The following is an 18,029-nucleotide window of genomic DNA, read 5'->3' on the forward strand; positions in this document are numbered from 1 at the left end:
AAGGAGTGGTGCTTACATTTTTTTCATTTGATCTTTCATCATTTTGATTTGATCTTTTAGCATGCCTTGTTTGTCAAGTTTTTTGGCTTCGGTCAATAGGTTGGTAGCTTCTAGTTTGCGTCTTCTAGTCATGGCAACACCAGCAAGGTTTAGTTTTGCTACCGCCAAGTCCATGTCCATAGATAAACCTAGTTCGATTGCTTTTTTGAAATATTTCTCTGCTTGTGCTAAGTTGGTTTGCGAAAGCATGATTCCGTGTAGGTAATTAAAGTACCCTTGTTGTTTTTGAACCAAAGCTCCTTCTGGGTTTTTGATAAAAGAAAGCCATTTGGTAGCCCCTGGGAAATCTTGTTTTCTTAATTTTAAGAAAGCCAATAAGATGAATTCGTTTTTGAAATAAAAGAAAATAGGGAAGATAGTAAGTAGAATTAAGAAGATTCCGTTACCAATATTGTTCTCTGTAAATTGCCAAACGCTAGTAATTAGGATTAATCCAGCGATGATTAGTTTAATATTTTTGTGAAACATAAGTTGTGATTATTTTTAAGTTCACAAAGATAGTAAAATCAATAGTATAGACGTTAAACAAAAGACAAATCTCTATAGGTGTTGATTATGAGGAAGTTTGGTACTTTGTTAGGTTAGTTTTGATGAAAAATAGGCTTGAAAAAGAGGGTAAACGGCTTAGTTTTAAACCCTAAAACAGTCTAGTTGTAACTTTATTGAAATATTTTTAAAAAAGGGCTTGGTAGAAAAAAAAGACTTTGTATATTTGCACTCGGTTTCAAAAGAACACTAAGACATATAAATAAGATTTAAAGATACAAAGCAATGAGCAAAAGAACGTTTCAACCATCGAAAAGAAAAAGAAGAAATAAGCACGGATTTATGGACAGAATGGCTTCTGCGAATGGAAGAAAAGTTCTTGCTAGAAGAAGAGCTAAAGGAAGACATAAATTGACTGTTTCTTGTGACCCAAGACACAAAAAATAATGTTTTAATTAACATACATAAGGCGTTACTTTTTTTAGTATCGCCTTTTTTTATACCTAGTCGGGTAAAACTTATTGAACGTATTTGTTTTTAAGATTTTAGCCGAGAAATATTTATAAAACACACCTTTTAATTATATAAAAATGCCGAAAGACACATCAATTAAATCCGTTTTAATAATAGGTTCAGGTCCAATTGTTATTGGTCAAGCTTGTGAATTTGATTACGCAGGATCTCAATCTGCAAGATCCATTCGTGAGGAAGGAATAGAAGTTATCTTGATTAACTCTAACCCTGCAACTATTATGACCGATCCATCTATGGCGGATCATATTTATTTGAAGCCTTTAACTACCAAATCAATTATTGAAATCCTTAAGGAACATCCTCAAATTGATTCTGTTTTGCCTACAATGGGAGGACAAACAGCTTTGAACTTATGTTTGGAAGCAGATGAAAAAGGGATTTGGAAAGATTTTGGAGTAAAAATGATTGGTGTTGATGTGAACGCCATAAATATTACCGAAGATAGAGAGCAGTTCAAACAATTGCTTCAAAAAATTGGAGTTCCTACTGCACCTGCAGAAATTTGTACTTCGTACCTAAGAGGAAAAGAAATTGCTCAAGAATATGGTTTTCCATTAGTAATTCGTCCTTCCTTTACTTTAGGAGGAACAGGTGGAGCTGTAGTGTACAAAGCAGAAGATTTTGATAAATTATTGACTCAAGGTTTGGAGGCTTCTCCAATTCACGAAGTCTTGATTGACAAAGCCTTGATGGGATGGAAAGAATACGAATTGGAGTTATTAAGAGATAAAAATGACAACGTAGTAATTATCTGTTCGATCGAAAACATGGACCCAATGGGAATCCATACTGGAGATTCGATTACAGTGGCGCCTGCGATGACATTGTCTGATACTACTTTCCAAAAATTACGTGATTACGCGATCTTAATGATGCGTAGTATTGGTAATTTTGCTGGAGGTTGTAACGTACAGTTCGCTGTGTCACCAGACGAAAAAGAAGATATCGTTGCGATTGAAATCAATCCTCGTGTATCTCGTTCTTCTGCATTGGCATCTAAAGCTACTGGTTACCCGATTGCAAAAATCGCTACCAAATTGGCTTTAGGATACAACCTAGACGAATTGCAAAACCAAATTACAAAATCGACTTCGGCTTTGTTCGAACCGACTTTGGATTATGTGATTGTAAAAATTCCACGTTGGAACTTTGATAAATTCGAAGGTTCAGACAGAACTTTAGGAATTCAAATGAAATCGGTAGGAGAGGTAATGGGAATTGGACGTTCGTTCCAAGAAGCATTGCACAAAGCAACGCAATCCTTAGAGATCAAACGTAACGGTTTGGGAGCTGACGGAAAAGGATACACCAACTACGAGCAAGTAATTGAGAAATTAACCAATGCAAGTTGGGACCGTGTATTTGTGATTTACGATGCGATTGCAATGGGAATTCCGTTGAGCCGTATTCACGAAATCACAAAAATTGATATGTGGTTCTTGAAACAATACGAGGAACTTTACACACTTGAAAAAGAAATTTCTAAATATACAGTTGCAACTTTACCAAGAGAATTGTTGTTAGAAGCGAAACAAAAAGGTTTTGCTGACAGGCAGATTGCACACATGATAAAATGTTTGGAAAGCGAAGTACACACTTTGCGTATGGACAAAAACATCAACCGTGTGTTCAAATTGGTAGATACTTGTGCGGCTGAGTTTGAAGCTAAAACACCATATTACTATTCTACTTTTGAGGCAGAAATCGAAACTGCTGACGGAAAACGTTATGTAGACAACGAAAGCATTGTAACAGAGAAAAAGAAAGTCGTAGTTTTAGGTTCTGGACCAAACAGAATTGGACAAGGAATTGAATTTGATTACTCTTGTGTACACGGAGTTTTGGCTGCCAAAGAATGTGGATACGAAACAATCATGATCAACTGTAACCCAGAAACGGTTTCTACCGATTTTGATACAGCGGATAAATTATACTTTGAACCAGTATTTTGGGAGCATATCTACGACATCATCCAACACGAAAAACCAGAAGGTGTAATCGTGCAGTTAGGTGGTCAAACGGCTCTTAAATTAGCTGAAAAGTTATCTAAATACGGAATAAAAATCATCGGAACTAGTTTTGATGCACTAGATTTAGCAGAAGATAGAGGACGTTTCTCTGACTTGTTGACCGAGTTAGAAATTCCGTTCCCACAGTTTGGAATCGCAGAAACTGCTGACGAAGCTTCGGCTTTGGCAGATACTTTAGACTTTCCATTATTGATTCGTCCTTCTTACGTATTAGGTGGTCAAGGAATGAAAATTGTAATCAACAAACAAGAATTGGAAGAGCACGTAGTAAACTTGCTTAAGACAATTCCTGGAAATAAATTACTGTTAGACCACTACCTTGATGGTGCGATTGAAGCAGAAGCAGATGCAATTTGCGACGGTGAAAACGTGTACATCATCGGAATCATGGAGCATATCGAGCCTTGTGGAGTGCACTCTGGAGACAGTAACGCAACTTTGCCTCCTTTTAACTTAGGTGAGTTTGTAATGCAACAAATTAAAGATCATACTAAGAAAATTGCTTTGGGACTGAAAACTGTTGGTTTAATCAACATTCAGTTTGCAATAAAAGATGAAACGGTTTACATCATCGAAGCCAATCCAAGAGCGTCTCGTACGGTGCCGTTTATTGCCAAAGCATACGGCGAGCCTTATGTGAACTACGCTACCAAAGTAATGTTAGGGCACAATAAAGTAACCGATTTTACTTTCAACCCGCAATTAAAAGGATTCGCAATCAAGCAACCGGTTTTCTCTTTCAGCAAATTCCCGAATGTGAACAAAGCACTAGGGCCAGAGATGAAATCAACAGGAGAAAGCATCTTGTTTATCGATGACTTAAAAGACGACCAATTCTATGAATTGTACTCTAGAAGAAAAATGTACTTGAGTAAATAATCTCAAATCATAAATACCAAAATAGGCTGTCTCACAAGGACAGCCTATTTTTTTGCTCTTATTTGAAAGATTAGGAGCGAATGATTTGGCTTTTTTTGGAGACATAGTTCCCGCTTTCCGTTTCAATCTTGTGGGGGCAAAAGCCAAGCCCCCACAAGGATTTCCACTTCAATCGGGGCTAAGGGAGGTAGATTGTTTCTTTTTTTGGAGATATAGTAAAATGTTTTTAACTGCAAAGGACGCAAAGTAGTACGCAAAGTTCGCAAAGCTTTGCGTTCCTAGCGTTTTTATAGAAAGGGTAAAATCAACCTTTGCGGTTAAACCTCACCAGCTATTTCTCAAAACCTGTGGCAAAAATGATTTGAACCTTAAACTGAAAAAAGGTATTTTTGACATTCTTAATAATACAAAAAGTAAAAACAGCATGAACATAGTTTGGCAAATAAAATCCTTTGAAGCATTAACAGTAAACGAACTCTATGATATGCTCCAACTACGTTCTGAAGTATTTGTAGTAGAGCAAAACTGTGTCTATTTAGACATTGACGGCAAAGACAAACTAGGACTGCATTTAATCGGTACATTCGATGGTAAAATAGTAGCTTGTTCAAGACTATTCAAACCCGGAATATCATTCGATAATGCATCAATTGGTCGTGTAGTGGTTGGAGTCCAATATCGAGATAAAAAATGGGGACATGATTTAATGCGGGAATCGATTGCTGGAATTCAGCAGCATTTTGGCGAAAGCAAAATAACAATTGGTGCACAATTGTACCTCAAAAAATTCTACGAGTCACACGGTTTTGTGCAATCAAGCGAAATGTATTTGGAAGATGATATTCCGCATATCGACATGAAGAGGGAGTAGTTTATAACGAAAGCTTGCCTATATCTTGGTAGTTATTCCAAAATCGTAAAAGTTCAATTTTGTTGCTGTGAAGGCGGTAGTATAGTGTTATTTGTTTTAATACTGGAACTTGAAAAGTATTTTTATGTAAGGTAGGTTTGAAAGTAGTATTGTTTTTGGAAAGCAAATCTATTAGTTCGTCTACTTTATCGATAAAACGATAAACTTCTTTAGTAGTCCATTCTTTTTCTAGGTATTCAATATTGTTCCAATAATCAATTTTAGCAGGTTCAGACCAATAAATAGTTGTCATAACTTATCGGTTGTAAAGATGTGGGAAACGTTTTTTTGTTTCTTCCATTACTGTATTATGTGGGGTTGTTCCTTCTGTTTTTATAGACTCCAAAGCCTCGTCAATTGCTTTTTTTTGTAAATCAGAAAGTAAACAAGTTTCTGAAGAACTCATTATAGCTTTTAATTTTTCAACAAGAGAAATATCTTCTAACTGGCTTATCCAGTTAATGATATTTAGTTTATCTTTTTGTAATTGTTGTGTATCCATAATAGTTTAGTTTATGATTTGCTTTCCTAAATTAAGTCATTTTGTTGATGGTAAAAAATAGTTTCCTATAAAAGTTCTATTTAGATTTCAGCTGTAATACTATGATTATGAGGAGTAATAATAGCTCTTCAATATTGTTTAATACAAAGATACAAACCTTTTTTTAAAAAATACTTGAATCAAGTGTTGAGGGACATATTAAGTTAACCATTCGTCAGTTCGAATGTCCGCCTCGGCGGACGCGATAGCTTTTTTAATAAAATGTATCGAGAACGGCATTGATTGTAGCTTCTCGATATATTTTGTTATAGTATAGCTATCGCATTACTATAACAAAACACTCGAAGTGACGGTAGAAAACCTAAAACCTATGAAACATTTCAACCCTTGATTCGCATAAAATACCATCATGTAGTTTTTGACTACTAGCTTAATCATCTAAAAATACTCTCCAAATATTAATTAAGTTAATCAACATTTTTAGTAAATGATGTAAATCATTTTTTCCTAAAGTAAATAAGAGCTATTTTTGAAAACCACAATTGGTTTACCAGTTGTAAGCTAACAAACTATTAATAACCAAATAGAATTAAGTTTATGAAAAAAATAATTATTGCTCTAACGTTATTTACGTTAGGCAGCACCCAAGCACAGGTTTGTATTTGGAACATGAAAAGTCTGGATAAAGCCAAAGCATCAAACAGCGAAGAAGTACGCTCCATCATTCGTGATGCCGATAAAATGTTATCCAAAACCATTATAACGGTAGTAGATAAGGAAATGACTCCATCCAGCGGTGACAAGCATGACTACATGAGTATGGGACGTTATTGGTGGCCAGATCCAGCAAAAGCAGATGGATTACCATACATCCGAAAAGATGGGGTTTCCAATCCTGAAATCGAAAAGTTAGATCGTTACCCTTTAGGTGATTTCGGAAAAGGTGTAGAAACACTTTCATTGGCATATTACCTGACAGCAGACGAAAAGTACGCGAAAAAAGCAGTAGAAAATTTAAAAATTTGGTTTGTCAATGAAAAAACCAAAATGAATCCCAATATGAATTATGGTCAAACCATACCTGGTATCAGAAATGGATTAGGTAGAGGAGAAGGCGTTCTAGATACGTATACTTTTGTAGAAATGCTGGATGGAGTCGAGTTGCTTAAAAAATCGAAGTCTTTTACTGCTACTGACCAAAATGCTATAAAAGAATGGTTTACAACTTATGTGAATTGGTTACTAACATCTTCAGTTGCAAAAGAAGAGCAAGATGCTAAAAACAACCACGGAACCGCTTTTGATGTACAGTTGGCTCGTTATGGATTGTTTGTAGGGAATATGGATTTAGCTAAAATAATAGTAAATGACTTTCCACAAAAAAGGTTGTTTAGCCAAATTCAGCCCGATGGTTCACAACCTTTAGAATTAGCTAGAACAACAGCTTTGGGGTATTCGACCTTCAATTTGACTCACTTTTTGGACATGCGCCAAATTGGGAAAGTCTTGAACATTGATTTATTAGACGCAAAATCCGAAGATGGAAGGAGTATTTTTAAGGCAATTGAGTTTTTAAATCAGTATATCAATAAACCTGCAACGGCATTTCCGTACCAGCAAATAAAAGATTGGGATGGGGTTCAAGAAAAACTATGTTGGCAGTTGTATCGTGTAGATCAAATGCTATCAAAACCAAGGTATGCAAAATACTACCATGAAAAATTAAAGTCTGGTAAAAAGAATACCGAATCTATTTTATACTAGTAAAAAGACAAAGCCCTGAATTGATGTTCAGGGCTTTGTCTTTTTATTTAGTTTGTAATTTACGCTGGAGTTTTTAGATCTCCTAGGAAAGGTCTATAGGCATAATAATGCAATACTTCTTCGATAGCAATTTTGAAGGCTTGATTTATAGGGACTTTTATAACAGCAAGTCTGTTGTCAATTTGAAACAATTGCATATAATAATCTGTAAAAAGAGGAATATAGAGTCCTTTATTTATTGCTTCTAAAGCATTGTTGTAGTTTTCTTGTTGGTTTTCTTTTATTAAAGAGCAAGTGACGATACTTGATTTTCCATTTTTATCTTTCGTACCTGCATAGCCAAAAAGTCGGCAAATTAATCCACGATAGTGATAGTCACTACAAGTACCATTAATGTTGTCAGATATAGAATTTGGTTGGTACAAAAAACAGGAACTATCCGTTTTGGTACTAATAGCTTCTAGGGTGGATTCTGCTTTGCCTTCTATAAATAAATGAAGTGCCCAAGGTAAAAACTCCAAGGGAGAAGCGTCTATATTTGGAGTAGTACAGCATTTACCGCAACCACTGGAACACTGTATCTTAGTTTCCGATTTGAAAGTAGTGATTTCACTTTCAAGACGAGCAAACAATTGTTCTACTAATTTCACTTTACTTTCCATACCTATTCCATTTTGTGCAAAGTAAGTTATTTACAATGTGGTATTGCTTTAAAATCGCTTTAATTATGACTAAATAATTATCGTAACTTAATAAGTAAAATTAAAAGCCCCGATTTTTTTTTGATTTTCGGGGCTTTTTGATTTAGTCGATGGCAACAGAGAGAATAGTTTTGCCAGCGAAATCATCTTCGTTATTTGCGAAAAAGTAAAAATATACTTTTGATTATCAACTGTAAATTTATAGTCCCTCATTGTTGAGGTGGTACTGCTTCTTTTCGTATAAGTGGTCCCTAGCTTGTTAACAACATTTGTCATCGTATATAACACGTTGTCAATTGTCCAACCATTTCCTATTGCATATGGATATTTAGTATAATATGATTTTGTACCGTTACTTAATGTAGAGGAGAAATTTGCAGCAAAGACTCTTGCGTAAGTTACTAACTTAGTACTCTTTACAACAATAAAACTGATGCCTTTTAAAGGATATTCCCAACTTTATAAAAGAGGTGAAGTTCCTGTTAATTCAATTTTTGCTTCTGGTTCTCCTAGAAGCTTTACTATTTTATCTGAATTGTCTACATTTACGGTAATCCCCTCAACAGTTTTGAAATTTAAAATTCCGTGTTGATAAAAATTAACGTCTACATATTTAAATTGAGTATGAGATCCATTTTTTAATTCAGCATATAATTTTACATAGAGTAGCTTCACTACTAGAAACCTCAAAGGCTGTATTCGTTACTCTTTTGATTGTAACTTTAGAATTAGTAGTAGTCAAATTTGTTTCTGTGTAACCATTTCCTTCAAGGGAAACAACAATTGGTTCTTCGATATAAACATCTTTTTTATTTGCTGTTACTGATGTAAAAATAACATCTGGATCTTTGTCACTAGAAGACAGGAAGAAAAAAAAATAACCGTCATGGCTACTAATAAGGCACAATTTAATTTTTTTATTTTGTATTTGGTTGGTGTAATTGGTGCCAAACGTAATCTTTTATGATTACTATTACAATACCTACTTTTAGTGATATTTATATTTTAAAGTGGGTTTTATTATATTTAATTTATAGCTGTTTAAATGTGGATATTTAATTTATCGAATCATTTAGTGCCAGAGTCTTTATTTTATGTTTAATTTTTTTGTTTCAAATCCAAATTGTAAAAATAATTTTTATATTTACCAAGACCTCATTATTTTAAACAAAAGGAGTAAAACAAGATGATAGCCAAAAAAGCATTTATATTCGATTTAGACGGAGTTATTGTAGATACAGCCAAATACCATTATCTGGCGTGGAAAAAAATAGCCGATCATTTACAGATAGATTTTACTCATGAACATAATGAATTATTAAAAGGGGTTAGTAGAGTGCGTTCTTTGGATATTATCCTTGAATTAGGCAATGTACAGGCTTCTCAGGAAGATAAAGACAAATGGCTGATTCAAAAAAACGAGGAATATTTAACCTATTTGGTTGACATGGATGAAAGCGAAATTCTACCAGGCGTTTTTCCCGTTTTGAAATATTTAAAAGAGAAACAACAACCCATCGCTTTAGGTTCTGCCAGCAAAAATGCAAGACCCATCCTAGAGAAAACAGGCATTATGTCCTATTTTGATGCTATTGTAGACGGAAACGATGTGAGCAATGCGAAACCTGATCCTGAAGTTTTCTTGATTGCATCTCAAAAATTGGGATGTACACCAGAACAATCTATTGTGTTTGAAGACTCCATTGCTGGAGTTCAAGCAGCCAATATTGCGAAAATGTTGAGTATTGGTATTGGAGACGAAACTACTTTGCATGAAGCGAAGTACGTTTTTCAAGATTTTACACATATCGACACTCATTTTATTGATACGATTATAAACAAACGAATTAATTAGATTGAACCTTAGCTAAAATTTTAAACTAATAAAAAGCATAACAGAATGAACCAAGATTATATAAAACCAGACAATTGGTCAATCATAGAAGAAGGATTTGATGTAGAAAGAGTGAAATCATCTGAAAGTCTTTTTAGTATAGGAAACGGGGCAATGGGCCAACGTGCCAATTTTGAAGAATATTATTCAGGGGAGACTTTTCAAGGGAGTTATATAGCTGGAATTTATTATCCAGATAAAACCAAAGTGGGTTGGTGGAAAAATGGATACCCAGAATATTTTGCAAAAGTATTAAATGCTCCGAACTGGATTGGAATTGACATCGAAATCGATGGTGAAGTTCTGGATTTGCACGCTTGTAAATCGGTGACTAATTTCCGCAGAGAGTTAAACATGAAAGAAGGTTGGTACTTGCGAACATTTTTGGCGCAATTGCAAAATGGAGTAGAAGTATCGGTTGCTATTCGTCGTTTTTTATCGTTGAATTTAGATGAAGTAGGAGTTATTAATTATGAAATTACGCCACTTAATAAAGATGTAGCCATTATATACAAACCGTATGTTGATGCTGGAGTAACGAATGAAGATGCTAACTGGGACGAAAAATTCTGGGAACCTCAGGAAGTGAAATACGAAGGAAACGAAGGCTTTGTTACTGCTCAAACTTTCAAAACACATTTTAAGGCAACCACTTTCATGCACAACAGCCTATTAGAAGATGGAAAACCTTTGGATATTGAAGCTTCTCTTTGGGACGCTACAACAGATAAAGTACAAAGTACTTATTTGGTCAACGTAGCGCAAGGCAAAAAATCATCTATTCAAAAAATTGGTGGTTATACCGTTTCTCTAAATCATACAGATACGCTCGCAGCAGCAGCCAATGCTATTCAAAAAGCAGTAGCAATTGGATACGACCAATTATTGGCAGACCAAATAGAAGCTTGGGCTAAAATTTGGGAAATGTCAGATATTACTATTGACGGTGATGTGAAAGCACAACAAGGGATTCGTTTCAATATTTTTCAATTGAATCAAACCTATTTAGGTAAAGACAGCCGACTGAATATTGGACCAAAAGGATTTACAGGTGAAAAATACGGTGGTTCTACTTATTGGGATACCGAAGCCTATTGTATTCCGTTTTACATGGCGACCAAGGACCAACAAGTGGCTCGTAATTTATTGACCTACCGCTACAATCAACTGGATAAAGCGATTGAAAACGCTACCAATAATTTAGGTTTCAAAGCTGGCGGTGGAGCAGCGTTGTACCCAATGGTAACCATGAACGGAGAGGAATGTCATAACGAATGGGAAATCACTCATGAGGAAATTCACCGTAATGGAGCGATTGCTTTTGCAATTTACAACTATTACCGTTTCACAGGTGATTACTCGTATATTCCCGAAAAAGGACTAGAAGTTTTAATCGCTATTGCTCGTTACTGGCACCAAAGAGCATCGTTTTCTACCAACAAAAATCAGTACATGATTCTTGGGGTAACGGGGCCAAATGAATATGAAAACAACGTAAATAATAATTTCTATACTAATTATATCGCTAGATGGTGTATTGATTATGCTCATGAACAAATTCAGAAAGTTTCGCTTGAATATCCTTTAGATCATAAACGCATCATCGAAAAAGTGAAATTAGGTGAAGCTGAACTAAAAGATTGGAAGAAAGTATCCGGCAATATGTATTTTCCAAAATCGGAAGAATTGGGAATCTATTTACAACAAGACGGATTTTTGGATAAAGATTTAGTTCCAGTAAAAGATTTAGATAAATCACAACGACCTATAAACCAAAAATGGTCTTGGGATCGTGTATTGCGTTCGCCATACATCAAACAAGCCGATGTTTTACAAGGATTTTATTTCTTCGAAGAGCATTTTACCAAAGAGGAATTGAAACGCAATTTTGAGTTTTATGAGTCTTTTACCGTTCATGAAAGTTCGCTTTCGCCGTGTGTACACTCTATTCAGGCAGCAGCTTTGGACAAAATGGATATGGCGTATGAATTTTACCTTCGTACCTCTCGATTGGATTTAGACGATTATAATAAGGAAGTAGAGGAAGGTTGTCATATCACTTCGATGGCCGGAACCTGGATGAGTATTGTAGAAGGTTTTGGCGGAATGAGAGTAAGAGACAATCAGTTGCATTTTACGCCAAAAATTCCAAAAGAATGGGAAGCTTATTCGTTTAAAATCAATTTCCGCAACCAAATTTTGCAGGTAAAATGCAATCACCAAGGAGCTACATTTGAAGTTGATGGTGATAAGGATTTGGAAATAGTTGTAAATGGTCAAAAATTAATGGCTGCAAAAAAGCTAGTTTTAGGCTAAGATATTTTAAGCTTTTTGTCAAGTATACCAATGGTTTCCGTTAAGAATTAATACTCTTAATGGAAACCATTTTTTTTGTATTTGGCACTAAAAATAGAAGGATGACATTTATCATATTTTGAAAAGCTGTTTTAATCGAACTTTGTACTGTTTAGAACAATTAAAAATAGAACGAATGATAAAAACTAATTCTCCTCACAGCTTTCATATCCCAGTAATGGGATTGGGTTATACAATTGATAGCCCTATTCGAGTGGCGCATTATGGAATTTCATCGGTAGTATCGATAGTAGATGATGATCTAATCGAAAAGATGAACAAATATTACAGCAAAAAATTCAACTTCAAATATCAAGAAATTACTCAAAAAATGCACGATTACCGTGCCGAAAGAGTGACCGCTTATTTGAATTTGATGGATACTGTTGTAAAACAAAAATTTAGCGATTTCAAAAAGGAATTGGCAGAAAGCAAAGAAGTTTTAGCAAGCTATTTGGCCATGTTACCGCAAACTTCCGACCTAAAAGAAGGTTTACAAAACCTGATGGAAGAAGGGAAAGAAGCTATCTTAAATTATCTTGAAAATCATTTATCTCCAGGAGCGATTGATGTAAACATCATGACCAAAGTAGACAAAGATAATTTTGATAAAGACGTACAATTACCTGTTGAATTCAATGACGCACATGCTTCACTTCGTGGATTTGCAAATAGTACTTTGACTTCTTCTGTAGTGTTATCAGCGGGAATGAACCCTAGATTGTATAGTTATTTCGAAAATTTCGAATGCTTTTTTCCGAACGAAAAAGACCAGTTAGAAAAGAAAATTATCCTTAAAGTAAGTGATTTTAGATCGGCGATGATTCAAGGGAATTTTTTGGCCAAAAAAGGGCTATGGGTATCAGAATACCGAATAGAATCGGGATTGAACTGTGGTGGACATGCTTTTGCTACAGAAGGTTTGTTACTAGGGCCAATCTTGGAAGAATTCAAAGAAAAGAAAGCGCAATTGATTCAGTCAGCTCATGATTTGATGGTAAAGGCATTGACAATTAAAGGGAAACATATTCCAGAGCAACCTTTGGAGCTTATTATTACTGCTCAAGGTGGTGTAGGAACTTCTCAAGAGCATGACTTTTTATTAGAGCAATACCAATTGGATTCGATTGGTTGGGGATCTCCCTTTTTATTGGTTCCAGAAGCGACTTCGGTAGATCCAGAAACGCGTAAATTATTAGCGAAAGCGAAAGAAGACGATTTTTATTTAAGTAATATTTCGCCTTTAGGAATTCCGTTTAATGCTATTAAAGGGACAACTAATGAGTTTTTTAAGCAAAAACGTATTGATGACGATGTACCAGGTAGTTCATGTCCAAAGAAATTTTTGGCTTTGAGTAAAGAATATGGTCCAAAAGGTATGTGTTCGGCTTCAAAAAAATACCAAGATTTAAAATTAGAGGAATTGGAAACTCAAAAAGAAGCGTTGTCTCCAGAAGCTTTTGATAAACGAAAAAATGTAATTACAGATAAATCTTGCTTGTGTGTAGGACTTGCCAACGCCTCATATCTAGAAAATGATATTAAGATCAAAGGTCAGGAGCAAGGGGTTATAATTTGTCCTGGACCCAATTTGGCATACTTTGACCATGAAGTTTCTTTGTCGGATATGGTACAACATATTTACGGAAATACGTCTGTTTTGAATGTGCCTAATCGTCCCAATTTATTTGTGAACGAATTGAAAATGTACGTGGATTATTTGAGAAATGAAATCTCAGATTTTACTGAAACACTTTCTGCGGGACAAGTGAAAAAATGGAAAGCTTTTAAAGAAAACATGCTAAACGGAATTCAGTATTACCAAGGTTTGCTGACTAATGCAACTGTTTTATCTGAAAGTAATTCAAAAGCGAAAGAACAATTTTCGTTTTATACGGCTGAGGTGGAAGCGATTGTGATTCCAGAATTGGCGGTGGCTTAGTTGGCGGTTTATTTTTTTGAACCATATAAGAAATAGAAGAACATTTAAGTTCTGGAAATCATAATAAACAGACAAAGTTTGTCATTCCGAAGGAATCTCACGGTCCGAAAGTGAAATGTACTTTAAACCATATAAGTCATTTAAGTTTTTGTACTTGTTTGACTAATTTCAGTTTAAAACATCTAAAGATGTAAGTTCATATAAGATAGGAGGATGTAGCTAGTTTAAAGAAATGATTATTGTTGTAAGGTTATAAAGTGATAAATATCGCCAAAATATACTTCCGTCACTTCGAGTGTTTTTTGCGAAACGGAGTGGAGAAAAAAATGTATCGAGAAGTCGTTAAGCTTTTCCAAAAGTTCTCGATACACTTCTATTTCCAAAAGCTAACGCATTTGTAAACAAAAGCACTCGAACTGACGTTTAGGGTAATTTTGATAAGTAATCAAAAAAACAGTAATAATAGTAAATGGTTGAATGATCTAAATTAGATTATTCAGCCATTTTTTTTAGGTTAGCGTGGTCTTTTATTATGATTCTTTTACCGTCTAGTTCAATGTAGCCTAGTTTTTTAAACTCAGATAATAAGCGAATGCAACTCTCTGTAGCCGTTCCTATCATACCCGAAAGTTCTTCTCTAGTCAATTGAATATGCAAAGAACTGTCTGGATTTTTACCAAAATTTGTTTCTAGGTTTAATAGTGTTTCAGCTAATCTGGATTTTACATTTTTCTGCGCCATTGAAATCATTTGGTCATCGGCTCCTTTCAAATCGCCACAAATGGATTTCATCACATTCATAGAGAATTGATTGTTTTTATCAAATAGTCCTAGTATTTCGGTTTTAGGAATAAAGCAAACTTGCATGTCTTCTAGCGCTATAGCGCTCAAGTTTGCAGGTTCATCGCTTATCATAGATCGTTGTCCTAATAGCTCTCCTGGTTTTACTAGTTTTACAATTTGATCTTTACCGTTTGCACTCAATTTGGATAATTTACAAACCCCTTCTTTAATGCAGTAAATTCCATTCACAGCTTCGCCTTCCGCAAAAATGGGATCTCCTTTTTTGATAGTGAAGGACGTTTTGCAGTCAGCTATTTGAAGCAATTCGTTTTTATTTAAAGCTTTTAGCGAACTAAATTCTCTAACGATACACTGTTCACATTTGCCCATTTGAATTGTAATTTGAATGATTTTCCAAATTTAAGAATTTATATGACAAATGTCATATTTTTTGTAATATTCATAACAGACCTTTGCAGTAGGTAAATGAGTAAATTATGGATGCATTAAATTGTTTCCATTGTGGATTAGAGATTGTAAAAGCAGATGAAATTGTTTTTGACGAGAGAAATTTTTGTTGTAATGGTTGTAAAACCGTCTACGAAATTTTTTCTGTTAATGATATGACATGCTATTATGATTTTGAAAATTCCCCTGGAGCAACCCCTTTAGATATTCAAGGCAAATATGACTTTTTGGATAATGACCAAATTGTGTCCAAACTATTAGAATTTGAGGAAGAACAAACGGCTATTGTATCGTTGAGTATTCCGCATATTCATTGTAGTTCGTGTATTTGGATTTTGGAAAACTTACAAAAATTAGAAAAAGGAATAAATAGCTCTCAAGTAAATTTCAATCAGAAAAAGGTTCGAATTGTCTATGATAAATCGGCTGTTGGTTTACAATCAATCGTGCTGTTATTGAGTAGAATTGGTTACGAGCCTTACATAAGTCTAGAGAATTATGAAACAGGAACAAAAAGCATTGACCGAAGTTTAACCTATAAATTAGGAGTGGCGTTCTTTTGTTTTGGTAACATTATGTTGCTTTCATTTCCGGAGTATTTTGAAGTAGGCGAATTTTGGTTAGACACCTATAAACCTTTTTTCAGAGGACTGATTTTTGCCATGTCTTTGCCAGCGTTTCTTTATTCTGCGAGTGGCTATTATGTTTCTGCATACAAAAGTATCAAAGCAGGACTGCTCAATATTGATGTGCCAATTGCATTAGGAATCATTGTCATGTTTGTTCGTAGTTTGTTCGATATTACTTTCGATTATGGTTCTGGTTTTTTTGATAGTTTGACGGGACTTATCTTTTTTATGCTTTTGGGGAAATCTTTCCAATTGAAAACCTATAATTTTTTGAGTTTTGAACGTGATTTTAAATCCTATTTTCCAATTGCTATTACTCGAATAGGACAAGGGAATTCGGAAGAAAGTGTTCCTGTGTATGAAATTGAAAAAGGAGATAGGCTTTTAATTCGAAATCAAGAATTAATTCCAGTTGACGGAATTTTGATGAGTGAAAATGCATCCATAGATTATAGTTTTGTAACTGGCGAAGCGGTTCCTGTTACCAAAAAATCCGGTGATAAGATTTTTGCTGGAGGAAAACAAATGGGAAAGGTGATCGAAATGCAGGTCTTGCATTCCGTTTCACAAAGTTATTTGACGCAATTGTGGAGTAACGATGTTTTTCAGAAAACGGTAGAGCAAAAACACAAAAGCATTACCGATACGATTAGCCGTTATTTCACTCCTATATTATTACTCATCGCTTTTGTGTCTTTTGGGTATTGGATTTTTATTGATACCAAAACGGCTTTCAATGTTTTTACTGCGGTTTTGATTGTGGCTTGCCCTTGTGCATTGGCTTTGACTGCTCCGTTTACTTTGGGTAATGTGTTGCGAATTGTAGGGAAACAAAAAATGTATCTCAAAAATGCTTTAGTAATCGAACAATTAGCTGCTGTGGATTCAATAGTATTCGATAAAACAGGAACAATTACAACCAATAAAAAAGCAGCCATTAGTTATAAAGGAAAAGAGTTGACAAGCGACCAATTGGTTTTAGTCAAAAACGGATTGCGTGCTTCCAATCATCCTTTAAGTCGAATGCTGTATGACTTTCTACCAGATACGGAAGCTATAAAAGTCGATGATTTTATCGAAATCACCGGAAAAGGAATTCAGGCAACTATTAAGGGCATTCTTGTTGAAATGGGCTCGGCTGCGTTTTGTGGAGCAGAAAGTAATGAAGAAGCAGAACTAAAGAACACCTCTGTTCATATCAAAATAAATGAAGTATATATTGGTGCATTCGAATTTAAAAATCAATATCGAGAAGGTTTAGAGCATTTGTTCGAAAATCTTAAAGGCAATTACCAATTAACAGTTTTATCTGGAGACAATGAAGGAGAAAGAGAAACTTTGGAACGAATTTTACCAGTTGGGACAGATTTGGTTTTTAACCAAAAACCGGATGAAAAACTAGAGTTTATCAAACGATTACAAGATTCTGGTAAAAATGTAATGATGGTAGGCGATGGGTTGAATGATGCGGGAGCATTAGCACAAAGCAATATTGGAATTTCAATTTCTGAGAATGTAAATGTTTTTTCGCCCGCATGCGATGGAATTTTAGAAGCCAATGAATTTCAAAAACTGAATTACTTTTTACAATTGTCCAAGAAGTCGATGTTTGTGATTAAAATGAGTTTTGGACTATCATTATTGTACAATGTAGTGGGATTGTCATTTGCGGTTACAGGTAATTTATTGCCTTTGGTAGCTGCTATTTTGATGCCATTGAGCACGGTCACGATTGTCAGTTTTGTTTCAATAATGAGTAATTATTATGCTAGTAAAATTAAAGGTTAGTTTTACGTTTTTTTTTAAACCATGATAAATGTCATGTTTTTCACCAAGTGCAAAGTTTAATTTTGTGCACACAAAATTTAAGGTATGAGTGTAATTTATCTATTAATCTCGATTAGTATAGTCGTTGCTATTGCTTTTTTTATCGCCTTTGTTGTGGCGGTCAAGACAGGGCAGTACGATGATGATTATACACCTTCAGTACGAATGCTTTTTGATGACGAATTATTGAAAACAAAAAAAACGACTACTGATGATTCCATTATCAATAAAGAGACGAAAGTAAATAAGGATTTAAACAATTAAA

Annotated in this window: 15 protein-coding genes; 9 read left to right on the forward strand and 6 right to left on the reverse strand. The window is 34.7% G+C overall.

Annotated features, from left to right (window positions below):
* Positions 1-12: 12 nt before the first annotated feature.
* Positions 13-528, reverse strand: a complete 516-nt coding sequence (locus ABZP37_RS08805) for a DUF2892 domain-containing protein (RefSeq protein WP_366187364.1) — start codon at positions 526-528, stop codon at positions 13-15.
* A gap of 303 nt (positions 529-831) precedes the next feature.
* Here ABZP37_RS08805 and rpmH point away from each other — a divergent pair, with 303 nt between their 5' ends.
* The 3 genes from rpmH (at position 832) to ABZP37_RS08820 (ending at position 4,860) form a co-directional block, all read left to right on the forward strand.
* Positions 832-993: a 50S ribosomal protein L34 gene (gene rpmH, locus ABZP37_RS08810; protein WP_026706823.1), complete on the forward strand. Its 162-nt coding sequence runs from the start codon at positions 832-834 to the stop codon at positions 991-993.
* 143 nt (positions 994-1,136) lie between these two features.
* Positions 1,137-3,989: a carbamoyl-phosphate synthase large subunit gene (gene carB, locus ABZP37_RS08815; RefSeq protein ID WP_366187366.1), complete on the forward strand. Its 2,853-nt coding sequence runs from the start codon at positions 1,137-1,139 to the stop codon at positions 3,987-3,989.
* 424 nt (positions 3,990-4,413) lie between these two features.
* Positions 4,414-4,860 carry a GNAT family N-acetyltransferase gene (locus tag ABZP37_RS08820; RefSeq protein WP_366187367.1) on the forward strand — a complete coding sequence of 149 codons (447 nt, stop codon included), beginning with the start codon at positions 4,414-4,416 and terminating at the stop codon, positions 4,858-4,860.
* Between the two features lies 1 nt (position 4,861).
* Here ABZP37_RS08820 and ABZP37_RS08825 read toward each other — a convergent pair whose 3' ends face one another.
* Together ABZP37_RS08825 and ABZP37_RS08830 are read right to left on the reverse strand one after the other, a co-directional pair.
* Complete coding sequence (locus ABZP37_RS08825) at positions 4,862-5,152, reverse strand: type II toxin-antitoxin system RelE/ParE family toxin (RefSeq protein WP_366187368.1); 291 nt, start codon at positions 5,150-5,152, stop codon at positions 4,862-4,864.
* Positions 5,153-5,155: 3 nt separating this feature from the next.
* Entirely contained in the window at positions 5,156-5,401 is a 246-nt protein-coding gene (locus ABZP37_RS08830) for a hypothetical protein (RefSeq protein ID WP_366187370.1), read from the reverse strand.
* Positions 5,402-5,998: 597 nt separating this feature from the next.
* Between ABZP37_RS08830 and ABZP37_RS08835 the strand changes: the two genes are divergently transcribed.
* Positions 5,999-7,165, forward strand: coding sequence for an alginate lyase family protein (locus ABZP37_RS08835; RefSeq protein WP_366187371.1), 1,167 nt, complete (start codon positions 5,999-6,001; stop codon positions 7,163-7,165).
* A gap of 59 nt (positions 7,166-7,224) precedes the next feature.
* Here ABZP37_RS08835 and ABZP37_RS08840 read toward each other — a convergent pair whose 3' ends face one another.
* Positions 7,225-7,827: a YkgJ family cysteine cluster protein gene (locus ABZP37_RS08840; protein WP_366187372.1), complete on the reverse strand. Its 603-nt coding sequence runs from the start codon at positions 7,825-7,827 to the stop codon at positions 7,225-7,227.
* 498 nt (positions 7,828-8,325) lie between these two features.
* Positions 8,326-8,556 (reverse strand): hypothetical protein, encoded by a 231-nt coding sequence (locus tag ABZP37_RS08845; RefSeq protein WP_366187374.1) that lies wholly within the window; start codon positions 8,554-8,556, stop codon positions 8,326-8,328.
* A gap of 499 nt (positions 8,557-9,055) precedes the next feature.
* On the opposite strand from ABZP37_RS08845, the gene pgmB reads away from it, so the two are divergent.
* The 3 genes from pgmB to ABZP37_RS08860 all read left to right on the forward strand — a co-directional run bounded on the left by pgmB (position 9,056) and on the right by ABZP37_RS08860 (position 14,057).
* Positions 9,056-9,721: a beta-phosphoglucomutase gene (pgmB, locus tag ABZP37_RS08850; protein ID WP_366187508.1), complete on the forward strand. Its 666-nt coding sequence runs from the start codon at positions 9,056-9,058 to the stop codon at positions 9,719-9,721.
* A gap of 45 nt (positions 9,722-9,766) precedes the next feature.
* On the forward strand, positions 9,767-12,076 hold the full coding sequence (locus ABZP37_RS08855) for a glycoside hydrolase family 65 protein (RefSeq protein ID WP_366187376.1): 2,310 nt from the start codon (positions 9,767-9,769) through the stop codon (positions 12,074-12,076).
* A 175-nt stretch (positions 12,077-12,251) separates the two neighbouring features.
* Complete coding sequence (locus tag ABZP37_RS08860) at positions 12,252-14,057, forward strand: hypothetical protein (RefSeq protein ID WP_366187377.1); 1,806 nt, start codon at positions 12,252-12,254, stop codon at positions 14,055-14,057.
* A 492-nt stretch (positions 14,058-14,549) separates the two neighbouring features.
* On the opposite strand, the gene ABZP37_RS08865 is transcribed toward ABZP37_RS08860, so the two are convergent.
* A complete protein-coding gene (locus ABZP37_RS08865) occupies positions 14,550-15,230 on the reverse strand; it encodes a Crp/Fnr family transcriptional regulator (protein ID WP_366187379.1) in 681 nt (226 codons plus the stop codon).
* A 107-nt stretch (positions 15,231-15,337) separates the two neighbouring features.
* Between ABZP37_RS08865 and ABZP37_RS08870 the strand changes: the two genes are divergently transcribed.
* Both ABZP37_RS08870 and ccoS read left to right on the forward strand, forming a co-directional pair.
* Positions 15,338-17,725, forward strand: coding sequence for a heavy metal translocating P-type ATPase metal-binding domain-containing protein (locus ABZP37_RS08870; RefSeq protein ID WP_366187381.1), 2,388 nt, complete (start codon positions 15,338-15,340; stop codon positions 17,723-17,725).
* An 84-nt stretch (positions 17,726-17,809) separates the two neighbouring features.
* Positions 17,810-18,028, forward strand: a complete 219-nt coding sequence (gene ccoS / locus ABZP37_RS08875; RefSeq protein ID WP_366187383.1) for a cbb3-type cytochrome oxidase assembly protein CcoS — start codon at positions 17,810-17,812, stop codon at positions 18,026-18,028.
* The last annotated feature ends 1 nt before the right edge of the window (position 18,029 follow it).

Origin of the sequence: Flavobacterium ovatum (assembly GCF_040703125.1) — a bacterium.
GTDB classification, from domain to species: domain Bacteria; phylum Bacteroidota; class Bacteroidia; order Flavobacteriales; family Flavobacteriaceae; genus Flavobacterium; species Flavobacterium ovatum.

Coding starts and splice junctions, on each gene's coding strand:
- ABZP37_RS08805 (WP_366187364.1), bottom strand. CDS start 528: ATGTTTCACAAAAATATTAAACTAATCATCGCTGGATTAATCCTAATT.
- rpmH (WP_026706823.1), top strand. CDS start 832: ATGAGCAAAAGAACGTTTCAACCATCGAAAAGAAAAAGAAGAAATAAG.
- carB (WP_366187366.1), top strand. CDS start 1,137: ATGCCGAAAGACACATCAATTAAATCCGTTTTAATAATAGGTTCAGGT.
- ABZP37_RS08820 (WP_366187367.1), top strand. CDS start 4,414: ATGAACATAGTTTGGCAAATAAAATCCTTTGAAGCATTAACAGTAAAC.
- ABZP37_RS08825 (WP_366187368.1), bottom strand. CDS start 5,152: ATGACAACTATTTATTGGTCTGAACCTGCTAAAATTGATTATTGGAAC.
- ABZP37_RS08830 (WP_366187370.1), bottom strand. CDS start 5,401: ATGGATACACAACAATTACAAAAAGATAAACTAAATATCATTAACTGG.
- ABZP37_RS08835 (WP_366187371.1), top strand. CDS start 5,999: ATGAAAAAAATAATTATTGCTCTAACGTTATTTACGTTAGGCAGCACC.
- ABZP37_RS08840 (WP_366187372.1), bottom strand. CDS start 7,827: ATGGAAAGTAAAGTGAAATTAGTAGAACAATTGTTTGCTCGTCTTGAA.
- ABZP37_RS08855 (WP_366187376.1), top strand. CDS start 9,767: ATGAACCAAGATTATATAAAACCAGACAATTGGTCAATCATAGAAGAA.
- ABZP37_RS08860 (WP_366187377.1), top strand. CDS start 12,252: ATGATAAAAACTAATTCTCCTCACAGCTTTCATATCCCAGTAATGGGA.
- ABZP37_RS08865 (WP_366187379.1), bottom strand. CDS start 15,230: ATGGGCAAATGTGAACAGTGTATCGTTAGAGAATTTAGTTCGCTAAAA.
- ABZP37_RS08870 (WP_366187381.1), top strand. CDS start 15,338: ATGGATGCATTAAATTGTTTCCATTGTGGATTAGAGATTGTAAAAGCA.
- ccoS (WP_366187383.1), top strand. CDS start 17,810: ATGAGTGTAATTTATCTATTAATCTCGATTAGTATAGTCGTTGCTATT.